At 66.6% G+C, this 14,955-nt stretch carries 14 protein-coding genes, 1 tRNA gene and 1 pseudogene; 14 read left to right on the forward strand and 2 right to left on the reverse strand.

What is annotated here, in order from left to right; all coding sequences use genetic code 11:
• Nucleotides 1-262, reverse strand: a pseudogene (locus tag LDO54_RS19675) (hypothetical protein); the annotation flags it as partial.
• 331 nt (nt 263-593) lie between these two features.
• Here LDO54_RS19675 and def point away from each other — a divergent pair.
• The 4 genes from def to htpX all read left to right on the forward strand — a co-directional run bounded on the left by def (nt 594) and on the right by htpX (nt 3,993).
• Nucleotides 594-1,097, forward strand: coding sequence for a peptide deformylase (gene def, locus LDO54_RS19680; protein ID WP_224012355.1), 504 nt, complete (start codon nt 594-596; stop codon nt 1,095-1,097).
• A 56-nt stretch (nt 1,098-1,153) separates the two neighbouring features.
• Nucleotides 1,154-2,152, forward strand: coding sequence for a methionyl-tRNA formyltransferase (gene fmt / locus LDO54_RS19685; RefSeq protein WP_224012356.1), 999 nt, complete (start codon nt 1,154-1,156; stop codon nt 2,150-2,152).
• A 152-nt stretch (nt 2,153-2,304) separates the two neighbouring features.
• The gene (locus tag LDO54_RS19690; protein WP_224012357.1) at nt 2,305-2,952 is read left to right on the forward strand and encodes a LysE family translocator; all 648 of its coding nucleotides are present in this window, start codon (nt 2,305-2,307) and stop codon (nt 2,950-2,952) included.
• A gap of 189 nt (nt 2,953-3,141) precedes the next feature.
• Nucleotides 3,142-3,993: a zinc metalloprotease HtpX gene (htpX, locus tag LDO54_RS19695; protein WP_224012358.1), complete on the forward strand. Its 852-nt coding sequence runs from the start codon at nt 3,142-3,144 to the stop codon at nt 3,991-3,993.
• 53 nt (nt 3,994-4,046) lie between these two features.
• Here the strand turns inward: htpX and LDO54_RS19700 are convergent, their stop codons facing one another.
• Entirely contained in the window at nt 4,047-5,201 is a 1,155-nt protein-coding gene (locus tag LDO54_RS19700) for a hypothetical protein (RefSeq protein ID WP_224012359.1), read from the reverse strand.
• A gap of 219 nt (nt 5,202-5,420) precedes the next feature.
• On the opposite strand from LDO54_RS19700, the gene rsmB reads away from it, so the two are divergent.
• From rsmB to LDO54_RS19750, 10 genes are all read left to right on the forward strand, one after another.
• Nucleotides 5,421-6,899 carry a 16S rRNA (cytosine(967)-C(5))-methyltransferase RsmB gene (gene rsmB / locus LDO54_RS19705; protein WP_224012360.1) on the forward strand — a complete coding sequence of 493 codons (1,479 nt, stop codon included), beginning with the start codon at nt 5,421-5,423 and terminating at the stop codon, nt 6,897-6,899.
• On the forward strand, nt 6,896-7,486 hold the full coding sequence (locus LDO54_RS19710) for a DUF4390 domain-containing protein (RefSeq protein ID WP_065061831.1): 591 nt from the start codon (nt 6,896-6,898) through the stop codon (nt 7,484-7,486). The genes rsmB and LDO54_RS19710 overlap by 4 nt, the downstream gene beginning before the upstream one ends.
• Nucleotides 7,476-9,902, forward strand: a complete 2,427-nt coding sequence (locus LDO54_RS19715) for a sensor histidine kinase (protein WP_224012361.1) — start codon at nt 7,476-7,478, stop codon at nt 9,900-9,902. Before LDO54_RS19710 ends, LDO54_RS19715 begins: the two co-directional genes overlap by 11 nt.
• Entirely contained in the window at nt 9,903-10,592 is a 690-nt protein-coding gene (gene esaR, locus LDO54_RS19720) for a response regulator transcription factor EsaR (protein ID WP_224012362.1), read from the forward strand.
• Between the two features lie 104 nt (nt 10,593-10,696).
• Nucleotides 10,697-10,772 (forward strand) — tRNA-Phe (locus tag LDO54_RS19725).
• 304 nt (nt 10,773-11,076) lie between these two features.
• Nucleotides 11,077-11,811, forward strand: coding sequence for a 7-cyano-7-deazaguanine synthase QueC (gene queC / locus LDO54_RS19730; RefSeq protein ID WP_224012363.1), 735 nt, complete (start codon nt 11,077-11,079; stop codon nt 11,809-11,811).
• A 185-nt stretch (nt 11,812-11,996) separates the two neighbouring features.
• Nucleotides 11,997-12,629, forward strand: a complete 633-nt coding sequence (gene queE, locus LDO54_RS19735; RefSeq protein ID WP_224012364.1) for a 7-carboxy-7-deazaguanine synthase — start codon at nt 11,997-11,999, stop codon at nt 12,627-12,629.
• Between the two features lie 21 nt (nt 12,630-12,650).
• Nucleotides 12,651-13,094, forward strand: a complete 444-nt coding sequence (gene queD / locus LDO54_RS19740; protein ID WP_110325590.1) for a 6-carboxytetrahydropterin synthase QueD — start codon at nt 12,651-12,653, stop codon at nt 13,092-13,094.
• Nucleotides 13,095-13,312: 218 nt separating this feature from the next.
• Nucleotides 13,313-14,095, forward strand: coding sequence for an HpcH/HpaI aldolase family protein (locus LDO54_RS19745; protein WP_224012365.1), 783 nt, complete (start codon nt 13,313-13,315; stop codon nt 14,093-14,095).
• A complete protein-coding gene (locus LDO54_RS19750) occupies nt 14,092-14,901 on the forward strand; it encodes a tetratricopeptide repeat protein (protein ID WP_224012366.1) in 810 nt (269 codons plus the stop codon). Before LDO54_RS19745 ends, LDO54_RS19750 begins: the two co-directional genes overlap by 4 nt.
• The last annotated feature ends 54 nt before the right edge of the window (nt 14,902-14,955 follow it).

The following is a 14,955-nucleotide window of genomic DNA, read 5'->3' on the forward strand; positions in this document are numbered from 1 at the left end:
CCGCGCTGCCCGCCACCGCCGCGAGCGCGTTGAATGGTTGCGCGAGCACCTGCTGCGGCAGGCCGAACGCGCCGAGCAACGCGCGCAGCGCGGCGGGCTTCAGGCCGCGCGCAGTGGTGAGGCGCAGCCAGGCATGCAATTCGTCGGCCGCGAGCGGCAACGGCGCCAGCGGTGACGCATCGGGCGACGCATCGGGCGACGCATCGAGCGACGTAAGTGGCGACGTATCCGGCCGCGTAACGGGCGGCAAGGTGTCGAGCATCGGCGATTCTCCCGTGGGCGGGCGAAGCGCAGCCCGTCGTGTTAAAATTTTCACCATCCGAAATTTGTAGGCGGCGCTCATTGAGGCGATCTCTGAGACGCTGCCGCGACGCGCCGCAGCGAGGCATCGCCCTTGCGCGGCCGCGTTGGCCTGTGCGAGTGCGCGAGCGGCGCGGCGCTGGTTGCCCGAGGCGGCCCGCGCATTGAATCCGGCCGCTTTGTCCGTATATCCTCCGTATCCTGTACTGGGCCCGCAAGCTGGCCGAACGGCCAATCCGCGCGCGATCCGCAACATCGGCGCGGCCTGCCGCCCAACGAGAAACCGTGAAATCATGGCTCTACTGAATATTCTTCATTACCCGGACAAGCGCCTGCACAAGGTCGCCAAGCCGGTCGAAGTGGTCAACGACCGCATCCGCAAGCTCGTCGGCGACATGGCCGAGACGATGTACGCGGCGCCGGGCGTCGGCCTCGCCGCGACCCAGGTGGACGTGCACGAGCGCGTCGTGGTGATCGATGTGTCCGATACGCACGACCAGCTGCAGGTGTTCATCAACCCGGAAATCATCTGGGCGAGCAACGAGCGCGAAGTGCACGAAGAGGGCTGCCTCTCGGTGCCGGGCATCTACGACGAAGTCGAGCGCGCCGAGAAAGTGCGCGTGCGCGCCCTCAACGAGAAGGGCGAGAGCTACGAGGTCGACTGCGACGGCCTGCTCGCCGTGTGCATCCAGCACGAGATGGATCACCTGATGGGCAAGGTGTTCGTCGAATATCTCTCGTCGCTCAAGCAGACGCGCATCAAGAGCAAGATGAAGAAGCTCGAACGCGCGATGTAAGCGCCGCGCACGCCCGTCGTGCGCTTCACTGTTTCACCCCGTATTCGCTTGTGCCCATGAGCCACTCTCTTCGCGTGATCTTCGCCGGTACGCCGGAATTCGCCGCCTCGGCGCTCGCCGCCATTCACGAGGCGGGCTTTCCCGTGCCGCTCGTGCTGACCCAGCCCGACCGGCCCGCCGGACGCGGCATGAAACTTCAGGCGAGCCCGGTCAAGCGTTACGCGCAGGAGCATGGCATCGCCGTCGCGCAGCCCACTTCGCTGCGCCGCGCGGGCAAGTACCTGCAGGAAGCCGCCGAGGCGATCGACCTGCTGCGCGCGACGCCGCACGACGTCATGGTGGTGGCCGCCTACGGCCTGATCCTGCCGCAGGAAGTGCTCGACATTCCGACGGACGGCTGCATCAACATTCACGCCTCGATCCTGCCGCGCTGGCGCGGCGCCGCGCCGATCCATCGCGCGATCGAGGCCGGCGACGCCGAGACCGGCATCACGCTGATGCAGATGGACGCGGGCCTCGACACCGGCGCGATGATCTCGGAAGTGCGCACGCCGATCACGCCCACCGACACCACGGCGACGCTGCACGACCGCCTCGCGAATCTGGGCGCGCAACTGGTGGTGGACTGGCTCACGCAGCTCGAACGCACCGGCCAGTTGCCGCTGACGCCGCAGCCGACCGATGGCGTGACTTACGCCGAAAAAATCGGCAAGCACGAAGCCGCGCTCGATTTCCGCCGCCCCGCCGTGGCGCTCGCGCGCCAGATTCGCGCGTTCGACCCGTTTCCGGGCGGCGCGGCCACGCTCGACGGCGCGCAGCTCAAGCTGTGGGCCGCCGAGCCGGCCGACGGCGCGACGCTGCCCGAAGGCGCCGCGCCGGGCCAGATTCTCGACGTCTCGCCCGCGGGCGTGGTGGTGGCGTGCGGCGAAGGCGCGCTGCGCCTCACGCAGTTGCAAAAGCCGGGCGGCAAGCGCCTGCCCGCGCGCGAATTCCTGGCCGGCATGCCGCTTACGGCGGGCCAGCGCTTCGCGTTGCCCGACACCTCCGCAGCGTAAATTCGGGCGCGTTCGCGCGCCAGTCATCCGTTCGGCCAGGTGACGCGCGCCACGCGGCGCGCGTTAGAATCGGTGGTCGCTTCGCGTCCCCGTGCGAGTCCCGCGCGGCTGCGTTCGTGCGCTATTTCTTCATCGTTTTGGCAGAGACAGTCATGTTCGGCATCACCCATTTCGGCTTCTTCGTGGTCGCGGTTTTTCTCCTGAACGTCACGCCCGGCCCGGACACCGCGTACATCGTCGGCCGCAGCGTCGCGCAGGGCCGCAGCGCTGGCCTGGTGTCGGCCCTCGGCATCTCGGCGGGCTGCTGCGTACACGCGCTCGCCTGCGCGTTCGGTCTCACGGCGCTGCTGGCGGCGTCGGCCACCGCGTTCACGGTCATCAAGCTGGTGGGGGCCTGCTATCTGGTCTACCTCGGCGTGCGCCTGATCTTTGCAAAGAGCGAAGCCAAGGCCGCCGCGGCTCAAGCCGACGAGCCGCGTTCGGCCGCGCCGCGTCCGCTGCGCCAGCTGTTCCTCTCGGGCTTCTGGACCAACGTGCTGAACCCGAAGGTCGTGCTGTTCTTCGTCTCGTTCTTCCCGCAGTTCGTGAGCGTGACGAGCCCGTACAAGGTGCTCGCGTTCCTCACGCTCGGCGCGGTGTTCGTGCTGATGAGCTGGGTCTGGAACAGCTTCGTCGCCTGGATCGCGGGCAGCGTCACGCAGCGCGTCTCCGGCAAGCCGGGTATCAAAAAGTGGCTCGACCGCACGGTTGGCTCGGCGTTCGTCGGGCTTGGCGTGAAGCTGGCCACCACCACGCGCTGAGCGCACGCACCGGCTTCGGGGCGCTCGCTCGCGCGCCGGTTTGCCCGCGCGCGGAGATTGAATTTTTCGCACCCGCCCATATCTAACAGATCGCTTACAATGCGCTCGCTGCCGCGACCTGTCCCTCAGGGAAAGTCGAGCGGCGGGCGTCCAACGATTTGATCCCCACTGGGTGAAGGAGCACAGCACATGTTCAACTGGGTCAAGACCGCGATGTTGATGGCCGCGATTACGGCCCTGTTCATCGCGATTGGCGGTTTGATCGGCGGGCGCAGCGGCATGATGTTCGCGCTCGTGATCGCGCTCGGCATGAACTTCTTCTCGTACTGGTTCTCGGACAAGATGGTTCTGCGCATGTACAACGCGCAGGAAGTCGACGAGACCACGGCGCCGCAGTTCTACCGCATGGTCCGCGATCTGGCCACGCGCGCGAATCTGCCGATGCCGCGCGTCTACCTCATCAACGAAGACGCGCCCAACGCATTCGCCACGGGCCGCAATCCCGAGCACGCTGCGGTGGCGGCCACCACGGGCATTCTGCGCGTGTTGTCCGAGCGCGAGATGCGCGGGGTGATGGCTCACGAACTCGCGCACGTGAAGCACCGCGACATTCTCATTTCGACGATCTCGGCCACCATGGCCGGCGCGATTTCGGCGCTCGCCAATTTCGCGATGATCTTCGGCGGCCGCGACGAGAACGGCCGTCCGACCAACCCCATCGCGGGCATCGCCGTCGCTTTGCTGGCGCCGATCGCGGGCGCGCTGATCCAGATGGCCATTTCGCGCGCGCGCGAATTCGAGGCCGACCGCGGCGGCGCGGAAATTTCTGGCGATCCGCAGGCGCTGGCGTCGGCGCTCGACAAGATCCATCGCTACGCGCAGGGCATTCCGTTCGCCGCGGCCGAGCAGCATCCGGCCACCGCGCAGATGATGATCATGAATCCGCTTTCGGGCGGCGGCATCCAGAATCTGTTCAGCACGCACCCGGCCACGGAAGAACGCATCCGCCGTCTGATGGAGATGGCGTCGGGCCAGCGCTAAGCCGGGCGCGTTCGCGCGCAATCACGAAAAACGCCTCTTTTTGAGGCGTTTTTTTATGCCTGCGAGATCCCGATGTGCGGCGGCGGGCTCCTGTGGCCGACCTTGCGCAAGGCGCGCTGACGTATCGAGATGGCGAGAAAGAGACCGTAGACGCTCAGGATCCACGTCAGGTCGAGGAAGAGGAAGACATGCGTGAGCCGCGACATGAACCACGCCGCCGCGAACGCAATCGGCACGACGTAGGCGATCACGCGTTGCGCGCGATCCGCGGGCCGCGTGCTCTGGAACAGCGAGATATAGCAGCACGCGAACAGCGCGCCGATGTCGTATTCCTTCAAACGCGGATTCAGGATGATCGCGAAGGCGATCACGTAGAACAGCTTCCCCGATACGTCGTTGAACGCCAGCGTGCGCGGCTCGCGCAGCGGATTGATCCCATAGAGGAATAGCGCGACGACGATGGCTTCGTGGATCAGCACGTCCTCGATCGCCGAGAGGCTCTCGACGCGTTGCTGCAGGATGCCTGAGAGCACGAGGCCGGAGTCGTGCTGCGTGATCACTTGCCAGCGCAGGCGGGTTTCGAACGCGGCCCACAACTGCGGCTCCAGCAGCATTTGCGCGGCGTCCACGCACGCGACGCAAATCGGGATGGCGAAGACGTAGCGGATGCCGTTCGGCAGAAACAGGAACACGAGCGCGTAAGCCGCGAAGTAAATCTTGATCGACGCGAACAGCACGATGACCAGCGCGGCCACGGCATAGCCGAGCACTGCGCGGCGCTCGCTGCGCGACGCCGAGTACAGCAGCGCGACGATCAGCAGGTGCGAAAAGATCGCGAAATTGGCCGTGAGCAGCGCACCCACGCCGGCGCCGCCCGCGAGAAAGCCCACGGTGGCGGGCCAGACGAAGTCCGACTTGCGCACGCTATAGACCACGTACGCGAGCGTCGCGAGGGTGAACAGCAGATAGACGGTGAGAAACGGCACCTTCGCAAGCAGATTCAGGAAGATCGGCGGATAGACCAGCGGAAACTCGGAGGCGGGCACGCCGTACGGGTCGCCGCCCTGGTTGAAACGCGTGAGCGCGGCGCTATAGCTGCTGTAGTCCCAGAATGGCGCGAGCAGCTTTTGGGGGCCTTGCCCGAGCACCGCGAACACCACAACGCCGACCAGGAACACGAGATCGAATTTTTTCCCGAATAGTTTCATGGCGGCCTTCACGGGTCGTGGCGGGGGCGCTTGCCATTTTGCAGCGGAATCTCAGGCGAAATCGGCGGTTCTCTAGTGCCCGACCGCCGCGCTTTACCCGTCCTCCCCGCGTCCCCTGTGCCGCATGATCAGCGTTGCGCCCACGCCACGCTACAATGGCTCGCTTGTGATTTGCTTATGCTCGTACGCCGCACCATGCGGCTCGCATCCGGTTTTCCCATGACATCCAGCCATTCCCGCCGCCCGTCCGGCAAAGCCGGCCAGACTCGCGCAGGCCGTTCCACGCATTCCGCTTCGCCCGCCCGGCAGTCCGGCGCGCCAGCGGCGCTGCCGCCCGTGCATCTGGCCCCCGACTCGCTCGGCTTCGCGCTCGATCAGGCCGCGCAAGCCGTCGGCGCGGTGCGGGCCGGCGCGGCGTTGCCCGCCGCGCTGTCGAGCGTGTTCGCCTCGTTGCCGCACGAGCTGGCCTCGGTCGCGCGCGGCGCGGTGCAGGACATCGCATACCGGACGATGCGCCGCCTCGGCACGGTCGACTGGCTGATCAAGCAGCGCGTGAGCAAGGCGCCGCCGGCCCCTGTGACGAACCTGCTGGCCTGCGCGTTCGCCCTGCTCGTCGACGACGAGGCGCACGCCGCCTACACGCCGTTCACGGTCGTCGATCAGGCCGTGCGCGCGGTCGGCGCGCGCCGCGAAACCGGTTTTGCGAAGGGACTCGTGAACGCCGTGCTGCGCGGTTTCCTGCGCGAGCGCGAACAGGCGCTGGCCGCCGCGCAAGCCGACGAAGTCGCGCGCTGGAACTATCCGCAATGGTGGATCGACGCGGTGCGCCGCGCGTGGCCCACGCAATGGGAAACGATTCTCGCCACGGGCAACACGCACGGGCCGCTGACGCTGCGCGTGAACGCGCGCCGCACGAGCGCCGCCGACTACGTGCAGCGCCTCGCCGACGAAAACATCGCCGCGACGCAGATCGGCACGCACGCCGTGCGGCTGGCCGCGCCGCTGCCCGTCGATCGCATTCCGGGCTTTTTCGCGGGCGATGTGTCCGTGCAGGACGCGGGCGCGCAGATCGCGGCGGACATCCTCGGCGTGCGCGACGGCATGCGCGTGCTCGATGCGTGCGCGGCGCCCGGCGGCAAGAGCGGCCATCTGCTCGAACTCGCCGACATCGACCTGATCGCGCTGGAGAGCGACGCGTTGCGCGCGTCGCGTATCGGCGAAAACTTCACGCGTCTCGGCTTCGCGCAGGACGATGCCGCGCATCCGCTGCGCCACGCGCGCGTGGTGGTCGGCGACGCGGGAGAGCCGCAAGCGTGGTTCGACGATGAAGGCGACGGCCAGTTGTTCGACCGCATTCTCGCCGACGTGCCGTGCTCGGCCTCGGGCATCGTGCGGCGTCATCCCGATATTCGCTGGCTGCGCCGCGCGAGCGACATCGCCGCGCTCGCGCAGGAGCAGCGCCGCATCGTCGAGGCGCTGTGGGGTTTGCTCAAGCCCGGCGGCGAACTGCTCTACGTGACCTGCTCGCTGTTCCCCGAGGAAGGCGAGGCGCAGGCGGTCTGGTTTGAAAGCAGCCACGCGGATGCGGTACGATTGGACGCGCCGGGGCAACTGTTGCCCGCTGCGGCCGACGGCGCGCCGGCCGATCGCCCCGCAGATCACGACGGATTCTTCTACGCGCGCTTCCAGAAACGGTGACCATCAAACGCTTCTTCCCGCTGCGCTTCGCGGCCCTGCTCTGGGTCGCGTTGTTCTTTGGCTTCATGGCCGCCGCGCCGGCGCGCGCCGATTCGATCTCGGTGCAGCGCGCCTCGTTGCAGGCCGACGGTTCCGGCTGGAGCCTCGACGCCCGCTTCGATTTCGATCTCAACAGCAGCCTGGAAGACGCGGTCAACAAGGGCATTCCGCTCTACTTCACCACCGATTTCGAACTCACGCGCCCGCGCTGGTACTGGTTCGACGAACAACCCGTGAGCGTGTCGCAAAGCATTCGCCTCTCGTTTCAGCCGCTCACGCGCGAATACCGCGTGTCGAGCGGCGGTCTCCAGCTCGGCTTTTCGACGCTGGCGGATGCGCTCGCGGTCATCAAGCACGTCACGTCGTGGCACGTGATCGAGCGTAACCAGGTGCATCCGGGCGAGACCTACACGGCCTCGGTGCGCATGCAGCTCGACGTCGCGCTCATGCCCAAGCCTTTCCAGATCGACGCGGTCAACAACCGCGACTGGAACCTTGCTTCCGACTGGAAGCGCTTCAGCTTCACGGTGACCGAACGTGCTAAATAACGTGCGCCGCGCCACCGGAGGCAGTGTCAGCAGCTTCGTCGTCCGACTGCTGGTGTCGACGGTCGCGTTCACCGCCGCGCTGCTGCTCGTGCTGCTCGCCGCCGCGAGCGCCAATACCGAATTCTTCGACCGCTACTACGGCTGGCTCTACGCGGCCAATATCGGCGTCGCGATCGTCTTCATGTCGGTGGTCACGGCGCTCGTCATCGTGATCGTCGTGCGCTTGCGGCGCGGCAAGTTCGGCACGCGATTACTCGCCAAGCTCGCGTTCTTCTTCGCGCTCGTGGGCGTGGTGCCGGGCGGCATCATCTACATCGTCTCGTATCAGTTCGTGTCGCGCTCGATCGAATCGTGGTTCGACGTGAACGTGGAAACCGCGCTCACGGCGGGCCTCAATCTCGGGCGCGGCATGCTCGACGCTTCGCTGTCCGACCTGCAGACCAAGGCGCGTCTGATGGCCGAGCAGATCGCGAGCGGCGACGCCGCGGGCACGACGCTCACGCTGCTGCGCGCGCGCGACCAGTTCGGCGTGCAGGACGCGACCATCGTCGAGCCGGTGCGCAGCATGTCGGGCGCGGCGCCGGACATGCACGTGGTTGCGCAGGCGTCGAGCAACTTCTCCTCGCTCATGCCCGCCGATCTGCCCACCACGCTGATGATCGATCAGGCGCGCGGGCGCGGCTACGCGGCGATCGAAGGCGAAGTCGACGGCGATCCGCATCTGCATGGACCGAAGGGCGCGTTGCGGCTGCGCGTGGTCACGCGCATCCCCGATGGCAACACCACCGATCTGCAGCCCGCCGAACGCTTCCTGCAGCTCGAACAGCCGGTGCCCGCCGCGCTCGCGCGCAACGCCGACGCCGTGCAGCGCGCCTATCGCGAGTACCAGGAAAAGGCGCTCGGCCGCACGGGCCTGCGCAAGATGTACATCGGCACGCTCACGCTCGCGCTGTTCCTCGCGACCTTCGTCGCGATGATGCTCGCGCTCGCGCTCGGCAACCAGCTCGCGCGGCCGCTGTTCCTGCTCGCGCAGGGCACGAAGGAAGTGGCCGAGGGCGACTACACGCCGAAGCGCGAAATCAAGTCGCGCGACGAACTGGGCTTCCTCACGCAGTCGTTCAATGCGATGACGCGTCAGCTTTCCGAGGCGCGCCAGGCCGTGGAGAAGAACCGCGTCGCGCTCGAACATTCGAAGGCGTATCTCGAAAGCATCCTCGCGAATCTCACGGCAGGCGTGTTCGTGTTCGACCGTCAGTTCCGCCTGACCACGGCGAACCCCGGCGCGGAACGCATCTTCCGTCATCCGTTCCAGACGCAGGTGGGCTTGCCGATCGATCATGTGGCCGCGCTCGGCGACTTCGCGGCGATGGTGCGCAAGGCCTTCGCCGATCAGGAAGCGTCGCGCATGGGCGGCGACAACGGCGGCGTCGATCGCGGCCACTGGCAGCAGCAGTTCTCGGTGCCCGTGCCGGGCGAGACCGATCCGCTCACGCTGCTCGTGCGCGGCGCGCGGCTCGTCTCCGACACGGGCCGCGACGCGGGCGACATGCAGACCTCGGGCTACGTCGTGGTGTTCGACGATATCTCCGACGTGATCTCCGCGCAGCGCTCGGTCGCATGGGGCGAAGTCGCGCGGCGTCTCGCGCACGAGATCAAGAATCCGCTCACGCCGATTCAGCTGTCGGCCGAGCGCCTGCAAATGAAGCTCTCGGACAAGCTCGCGCCCTCGGACGCCGAAGTGCTCAAGCGCGGCGCGACCACCATCGTCAATCAGGTCGCGGCCATGAAGCAGATGGTCGACAACTTCCGCGACTATGCGCGCACGCCGCCGGCGGTGCTCGCGAGCCTGCAGTTGAACGAACTCGTGAGCGAAGTGCTCACGCTTTACGGCGCGGAAGAAGGCAAGAGCGCGATCAAGGTCGAGCTCTCTTCGTTGCCCGTGATACGCGGCGACGCGACACAATTGCGCCAGGTCATCCACAACCTCCTGCAGAATGCGCAGGACGCCGTGGCCGATGTGGCGCCGCCGCGCGTGACGCTCGAAACGCGGGCCGTAGAATACGGCGATGCGGATGCAGAGGGCCACACGCGCGTCGCGGTGCGGCTCACGGTCTCGGACAATGGTCCGGGTTTTCCGGCACGCATCCTCACGCGTGCCTTTGAACCCTACGTGACGACCAAGGCCAAAGGAACAGGACTCGGGCTTGCGATGGTCAAGAAGATCGTCGACGAGCACGGCGCGCGCATCGACATTCGCAATCGCATGAAAGCGGGCGATGTGATAGAAGGCGCGCAGATATCGATTCTCTTTCTCCAGCTCGCCGATGACGTCGACCCGGACGCCAACGGAAACGCACGTTCAAGCGTTACAGCTGAGCAGGGATCAAAAGCAACAGTGCAGACAAGGGCAGCGTAAATGGCAACCATCCTGGTGGTAGACGATGAAATGGGCATCCGGGAATTGCTCTCGGAGATCCTCAGCGACGAGGGACACGTCGTGGAGCTCGCGGAGGACGCGCAACAGGCGCGGGAATTCCGTCAGCGTCAGGTGCCTGACCTGGTGCTGCTCGATATCTGGATGCCCGACACCGACGGCGTCACGCTGCTCAAGGAGTGGGCCGCGCAAGGCCAGCTCTCGATGCCGGTCATCATGATGTCGGGACACGCGACCATCGACACGGCGGTCGAGGCGACCAAGATCGGCGCGCTCAACTTCCTCGAAAAGCCGATCGCGCTGCAGAAGCTGCTGAAGGCAGTCGAGCAGGGTCTCGCGCGCGGCACCGCCGCGCCGGTGCCTGCCGGAGGCGCGCCTGGCGCGAAGCCGGTGGCGGGCGGCCCGGCCGTGGTGGCCTCGGCGGCGGCGCTGCCGGTGCTGGGCGCGGACGGCGTGGCGGGCGTCAGCATGGCGCAGACGGCTTCGATCTCGTTCGACATTCCGTTGCGCGACGCGCGCGACGCGTTCGAGCGCGCGTACTTCGAATATCACCTCGCGCGCGAGAACGGCAGCATGACGCGCGTGGCCGAGAAAACCGGTCTGGAGCGCACGCACCTGTATCGCAAGCTCAAGCAGCTGGGCGTCGACCTCGGCAAGAGCAAGGGCGAATAACGCGACGGGCCCGGCTGCTGGCTTCGTGCCCGCCCTTTTTCAGAATCTTTTGAGAAAGGGCTTGCGCAAGGCTGGAAAGCTCTCTATAATTTCCCTTCTTCGTTGGCCCGGTAGCTCAGTTGGTAGAGCAGCGGATTGAAAATCCGCGTGTCGTTGGTTCGATTCCGACCCAGGCCACCAGAATGCAGAGCCCCAGGAGATCGTACGATTCCTGGGGCTTTTTCATTGGAGGGCGCGAATCGCCCGGCGTGATTGTGGTCTGTGCGGTTGCACGATGCACACAGAGACGCGCAGAGACGCACGATCTGCGCCTCTGGCCGACGCCAGCGTGCGCAATCAGGGCTAATGAGCGGTATAAAGTGGCGCCGATACCCCTCGGGAGGGCGCGCCCTATACTGCATGGGCCGGCGCCGGATCGAGCCGGTCCGCCCGGCGGGTTTCGACAGCTTGCGACCGCGCGGAACCTCACACACGGAGTTTCACGGTGACTCGAACAGAAACCAGGAACGGCGCGCTCGTGCTGTTTTCCGGCGGCCAGGACTCGGCAACGTGCCTCGCCTGGGCGCTCGACCGCTACGATACCGTCGAGACGCTCGGCTTCGATTACGGCCAGCGCCATCGCGTCGAACTGGAATGCCGTGAGGGCTTTCGCGCCGCGGTCGCGAGCACGTTCCCCGAGTGGGGCCAGCGCCTCGGCGACGATCACACGATCGACCTCTCCGTGCTCGGCTCGATCAGCGACACCGCCATGACGCGCGAAATCGAGATCGAAACGGCCGCGAACGGCCTGCCGAACACCTTCGTGCCGGGCCGCAACCTGATGTTCATGCAGATCGCCGCCGCGATCGCGTATCGACGCGGGCTCAAGGTGCTCGTCGGCGGCATGTGCGAGACGGATTTTTCGGGCTATCCCGACTGCCGCGACGACACCATGAAGGCGCTGCAGGTCGCGCTCAATCTGGGCATGGACAGCCGCTTCGTGCTGGAAACGCCGCTCATGTGGCTCGATAAGGCCGACACGTGGCGTCTGGCCGAAACGCTCGGCGGCGAAGCGCTCGTCGAGCTGGTGCGCGTGGAAACGCATACCTGCTACGTCGGCGAGCGCGCCGAGCTGCACGCATGGGGCTTCGGCTGCGGCGAATGCCCGGCATGCAAGCTGCGCAAGCGCGGCTACGAGGCTTATCTCGCGGGCGAGAACGTAACGGAAGCGCCGGTCTGATCCGACGACGGGCGCGCGCCGCGCAGGCAGTGCTCTAACAGACTGCGCGGCATTTGGAACGCGGCAAGAGCGAAGCGGCGCACGGGCGGCGCGCCTCGCGACGCGACGAGCGAGCTGAAAAGCTCGATGAGCGCCCGCCATCATGACGGCTCCCCACGAGCCCCGAGTCGATATCAGGCAGCAGCATGACTTACGCGGTAAAGGAAATTTTCTACACGTTGCAGGGCGAAGGCGCGAACGCCGGGCGTCCGGCCGTGTTCTGCCGGTTCGCCGGCTGCAATCTGTGGTCGGGCCGCGAGGAAGATCGCGAGTCGGCGCAATGCCGTTTCTGCGACACGGATTTCGTCGGCACCGACGGTGAGAACGGCGGCAAATTCCGCACGCCCGAGGAACTGGTCGCGAAGATCGCGTCGCTGTGGCCCGAAGGCGAGAACAACCGCTTCGTGGTCTGCACGGGCGGCGAGCCCATGTTGCAGATCGACCAACCTTTCGTCGATGCGCTGCACGCGGCGGGCTTCGAGATCGCCATCGAAACCAACGGCTCGCTGCCGGTGCTCGACACCATCGACTGGATCTGCGTGAGCCCGAAGGCCGACGCGCCGCTCGTGGTCACCAAAGGCAACGAGCTCAAGGTCGTGGTGCCGCAGGACAACCAGCGTCTGGCCGACTACGCGAAGCTCGATTTCGAGTATTTTCTCGTGCAGCCGATGGATGGTCCGTCGCGCGACCTGAACACGAAGCTCGCCATCGACTGGTGCAAGCGTCATCCGCAATGGCGCCTCTCGATGCAGACGCACAAGTACCTGAACATTCCCTGAATTTGCCCCGGAAGCGCCGTGCTGACGATCACCCGAAAACTCGAATTCGACGCGGGTCACCGCATCCCCGACCACCGCAGCCAGTGCCGTAATCTGCACGGCCATCGCTACGTGCTCGAAATCACGCTGCAGGGCGACACCGTCGAGACGGAAGGCGCGCCCGACCGCGGCATGGTGATGGATTTCGCCGACGTGAAGTCGCTCGCGAACCAGCATCTCGTCGATCTGTGGGACCACGCGTTCCTCGTCTTCGAAGGCGACACGCAGGTGCGCGGTTTTCTCGAAACGCTGCCGGGCCATAAGACCGTCGTGATCGACCGCATTCCGACCGTGGAAAATCTCGCGGCCATCGCGTTCGAGATCCTCGCCAACGTGTACGACGCGCATTACGGCGTGAACCTGCAGCTGCACAAGGTGCGCCTGTACGAAACGCCCAACTGCTGGGCCGAAGTCGTCCGCGACTGATTTTCCGCTGATCTCCGCCGGCGCCCGCGCGCGCCGCGCAAGACGGGTTTTCCGTCCGTCCCCGCCTACTTTTGTCGCGGTATGATCGCTCCGGCAAGGCCTGCGCAGCTCGCGCGGCCCGACAACACAACGGAGCGAGACTTGCCGGCTGCCGCGCCGCCGGGCCACGAGGCCCGCGCGTGACGCGCGCATCGCGCACGCTCGCCGGGAGCACGGCGATGAGTACCTTCACCAATCCCCTCAAGGAACGCCTCAAGGACGCCGAGCCGCTGTACGGGCTATGGCTGTCGATGGGCAGCGAAACGGCCGCCGAAGCGCTCGCGCACGCCGGCTTCGACTGGCTGCTGATCGACATGGAGCACACGCCCAACGACAGCGGCGACACCATCGCGCAACTGCGCGCGATCGCGGCGGCGCATCTGCCGACCGAGCCCGTGGTGCGCGTGGCGGCCAACGAGCCGTGGCTCGTCAAGCACGTGCTCGACGCGGGCGCGCGCACGGTGATGTTCCCGAATATCGCCTCGGCGGCCGAAGCGGCGCGCGCGGTGAGCACGACGCGTTATCCCGACGCGCAGTCGCCGGACGGTCAGCGCGGTGTCGCGGGCGTGGTGCGCGCGGCGGCCTACGGCATGCGGCGCGACTATCTGCACGGCGCGAATGCGCAGATCGCCACGCTCGTGCAGATTGAATCGGCGGCGGCGCTGGCTGAGGTCGAGCAGATCGCGGCGGTGCCGGGCGTCGATTGCCTGTTCGTCGGGCCCGCCGATCTCGCCGCGAGCCTCGGTCATCTCGGCGACTCGAAGCACCCGGACGTGGTGGCCGCGATGACGCGCATCGTCGCCGCGGCGCGTGCTGCGGGCGTGGCGGCGGGCATCTTCGCGATGGACGCGGCGCAGGCGAAGCAGTATCGCGAGATGGGTTTTTCGTTTATCGCGCTGGCCGCCGACGTGATCTGGCTCGTGCGCGCCACGCGCCAGGCCTTGCAGGAGGCGCGCTCATGAGGCGTCCGAAGGGATGGGAGTGTGCGGCGCGGATCGCGTTGGCGACGTCGGTGATGCTGGCGGCATCTTGCTTCGGCGGTGCGGCGTTCGCGGCCGATAACGGTGCGAAGGTGGAAGCGAAGCCGGACGCGAAGCAGGACGTGAAGCCCGCCACAAAATCCGCAGCAAAGCCCGCGATTTCAACCGCCGCAGCGGGCGCCGAAGACGATCCGCAGACGGCCAGCGCCGTCGCCGACTACAACGCGGGCAATCTCGCGGCCGCGCGCAAGGAGTTCCAGGCCGCGGCGGCGCGCGGCAACCGGCTCGCCGAATTCAACTACGCGATGATGCTCGTGAACGGCGAGGGCGGTCCCGCCGATGTGAGCGAAGGCCGCAAGTGGCTGCGCAAGGCCGCCGACGCGAACATGTCCCACGCGCAGTACGTGTACGGAAAAATGTACGACGACGGCGACTTCGTCGAGCGCAATCCGGTGGAGGCGCATCAGTGGTTCCTGAAGGCCGCGAAGCAGGGCCACGTGCAGGCTGAACTCGCGCTCGCGAACCAGTTCCTCGACGGACGCGGCACCACGCGCGACAACAAGCAGGCGTTCTACTGGTACAAGAAGGCGGCCGAGGGCGGCGACATGACCGCGCAATACGTGACCGGCTCGTTCTACGAACGCGGCGGCGACGGCGTGCCGAAGAACCTCAACGTCGCGCGCGCCTACTACGCGGCGGCGGCGGCGCAGGGCGATCCGGTGGCGCGCCTCAAGTTTCAGCAGTTGAGCGAGCAATTGATGAAGTCCGCGCCCGCGCAGCCGCAGTGAAGTCGTCGTGAATCCACGCTAGATCGCGTCCAGAAATGACAAACGCGCCGGTGA

This window comes from Paraburkholderia tropica (genome assembly GCF_914484835.1).
Classification (GTDB): Bacteria; Pseudomonadota; Gammaproteobacteria; order Burkholderiales; family Burkholderiaceae; genus Paraburkholderia; species Paraburkholderia tropica_A.

Bases quoted from the DNA above. Each gene is read 5' to 3' on its own strand.
- LDO54_RS19745 (WP_224012365.1), top strand. From the start codon at position 13,313: ATGAGTACCTTCACCAATCCCCTCAAGGAACGCCTCAAGGACGCCGAG.
- htpX (WP_224012358.1), top strand. From the start codon at position 3,142: ATGTTCAACTGGGTCAAGACCGCGATGTTGATGGCCGCGATTACGGCC.
- LDO54_RS19700 (WP_224012359.1), bottom strand. From the start codon at position 5,201: ATGAAACTATTCGGGAAAAAATTCGATCTCGTGTTCCTGGTCGGCGTT.
- esaR (WP_224012362.1), top strand. From the start codon at position 9,903: ATGGCAACCATCCTGGTGGTAGACGATGAAATGGGCATCCGGGAATTG.
- LDO54_RS19690 (WP_224012357.1), top strand. From the start codon at position 2,305: ATGTTCGGCATCACCCATTTCGGCTTCTTCGTGGTCGCGGTTTTTCTC.
- LDO54_RS19750 (WP_224012366.1), top strand. From the start codon at position 14,092: ATGAGGCGTCCGAAGGGATGGGAGTGTGCGGCGCGGATCGCGTTGGCG.
- def (WP_224012355.1), top strand. From the start codon at position 594: ATGGCTCTACTGAATATTCTTCATTACCCGGACAAGCGCCTGCACAAG.
- fmt (WP_224012356.1), top strand. From the start codon at position 1,154: ATGAGCCACTCTCTTCGCGTGATCTTCGCCGGTACGCCGGAATTCGCC.
- rsmB (WP_224012360.1), top strand. From the start codon at position 5,421: ATGACATCCAGCCATTCCCGCCGCCCGTCCGGCAAAGCCGGCCAGACT.
- queE (WP_224012364.1), top strand. From the start codon at position 11,997: ATGACTTACGCGGTAAAGGAAATTTTCTACACGTTGCAGGGCGAAGGC.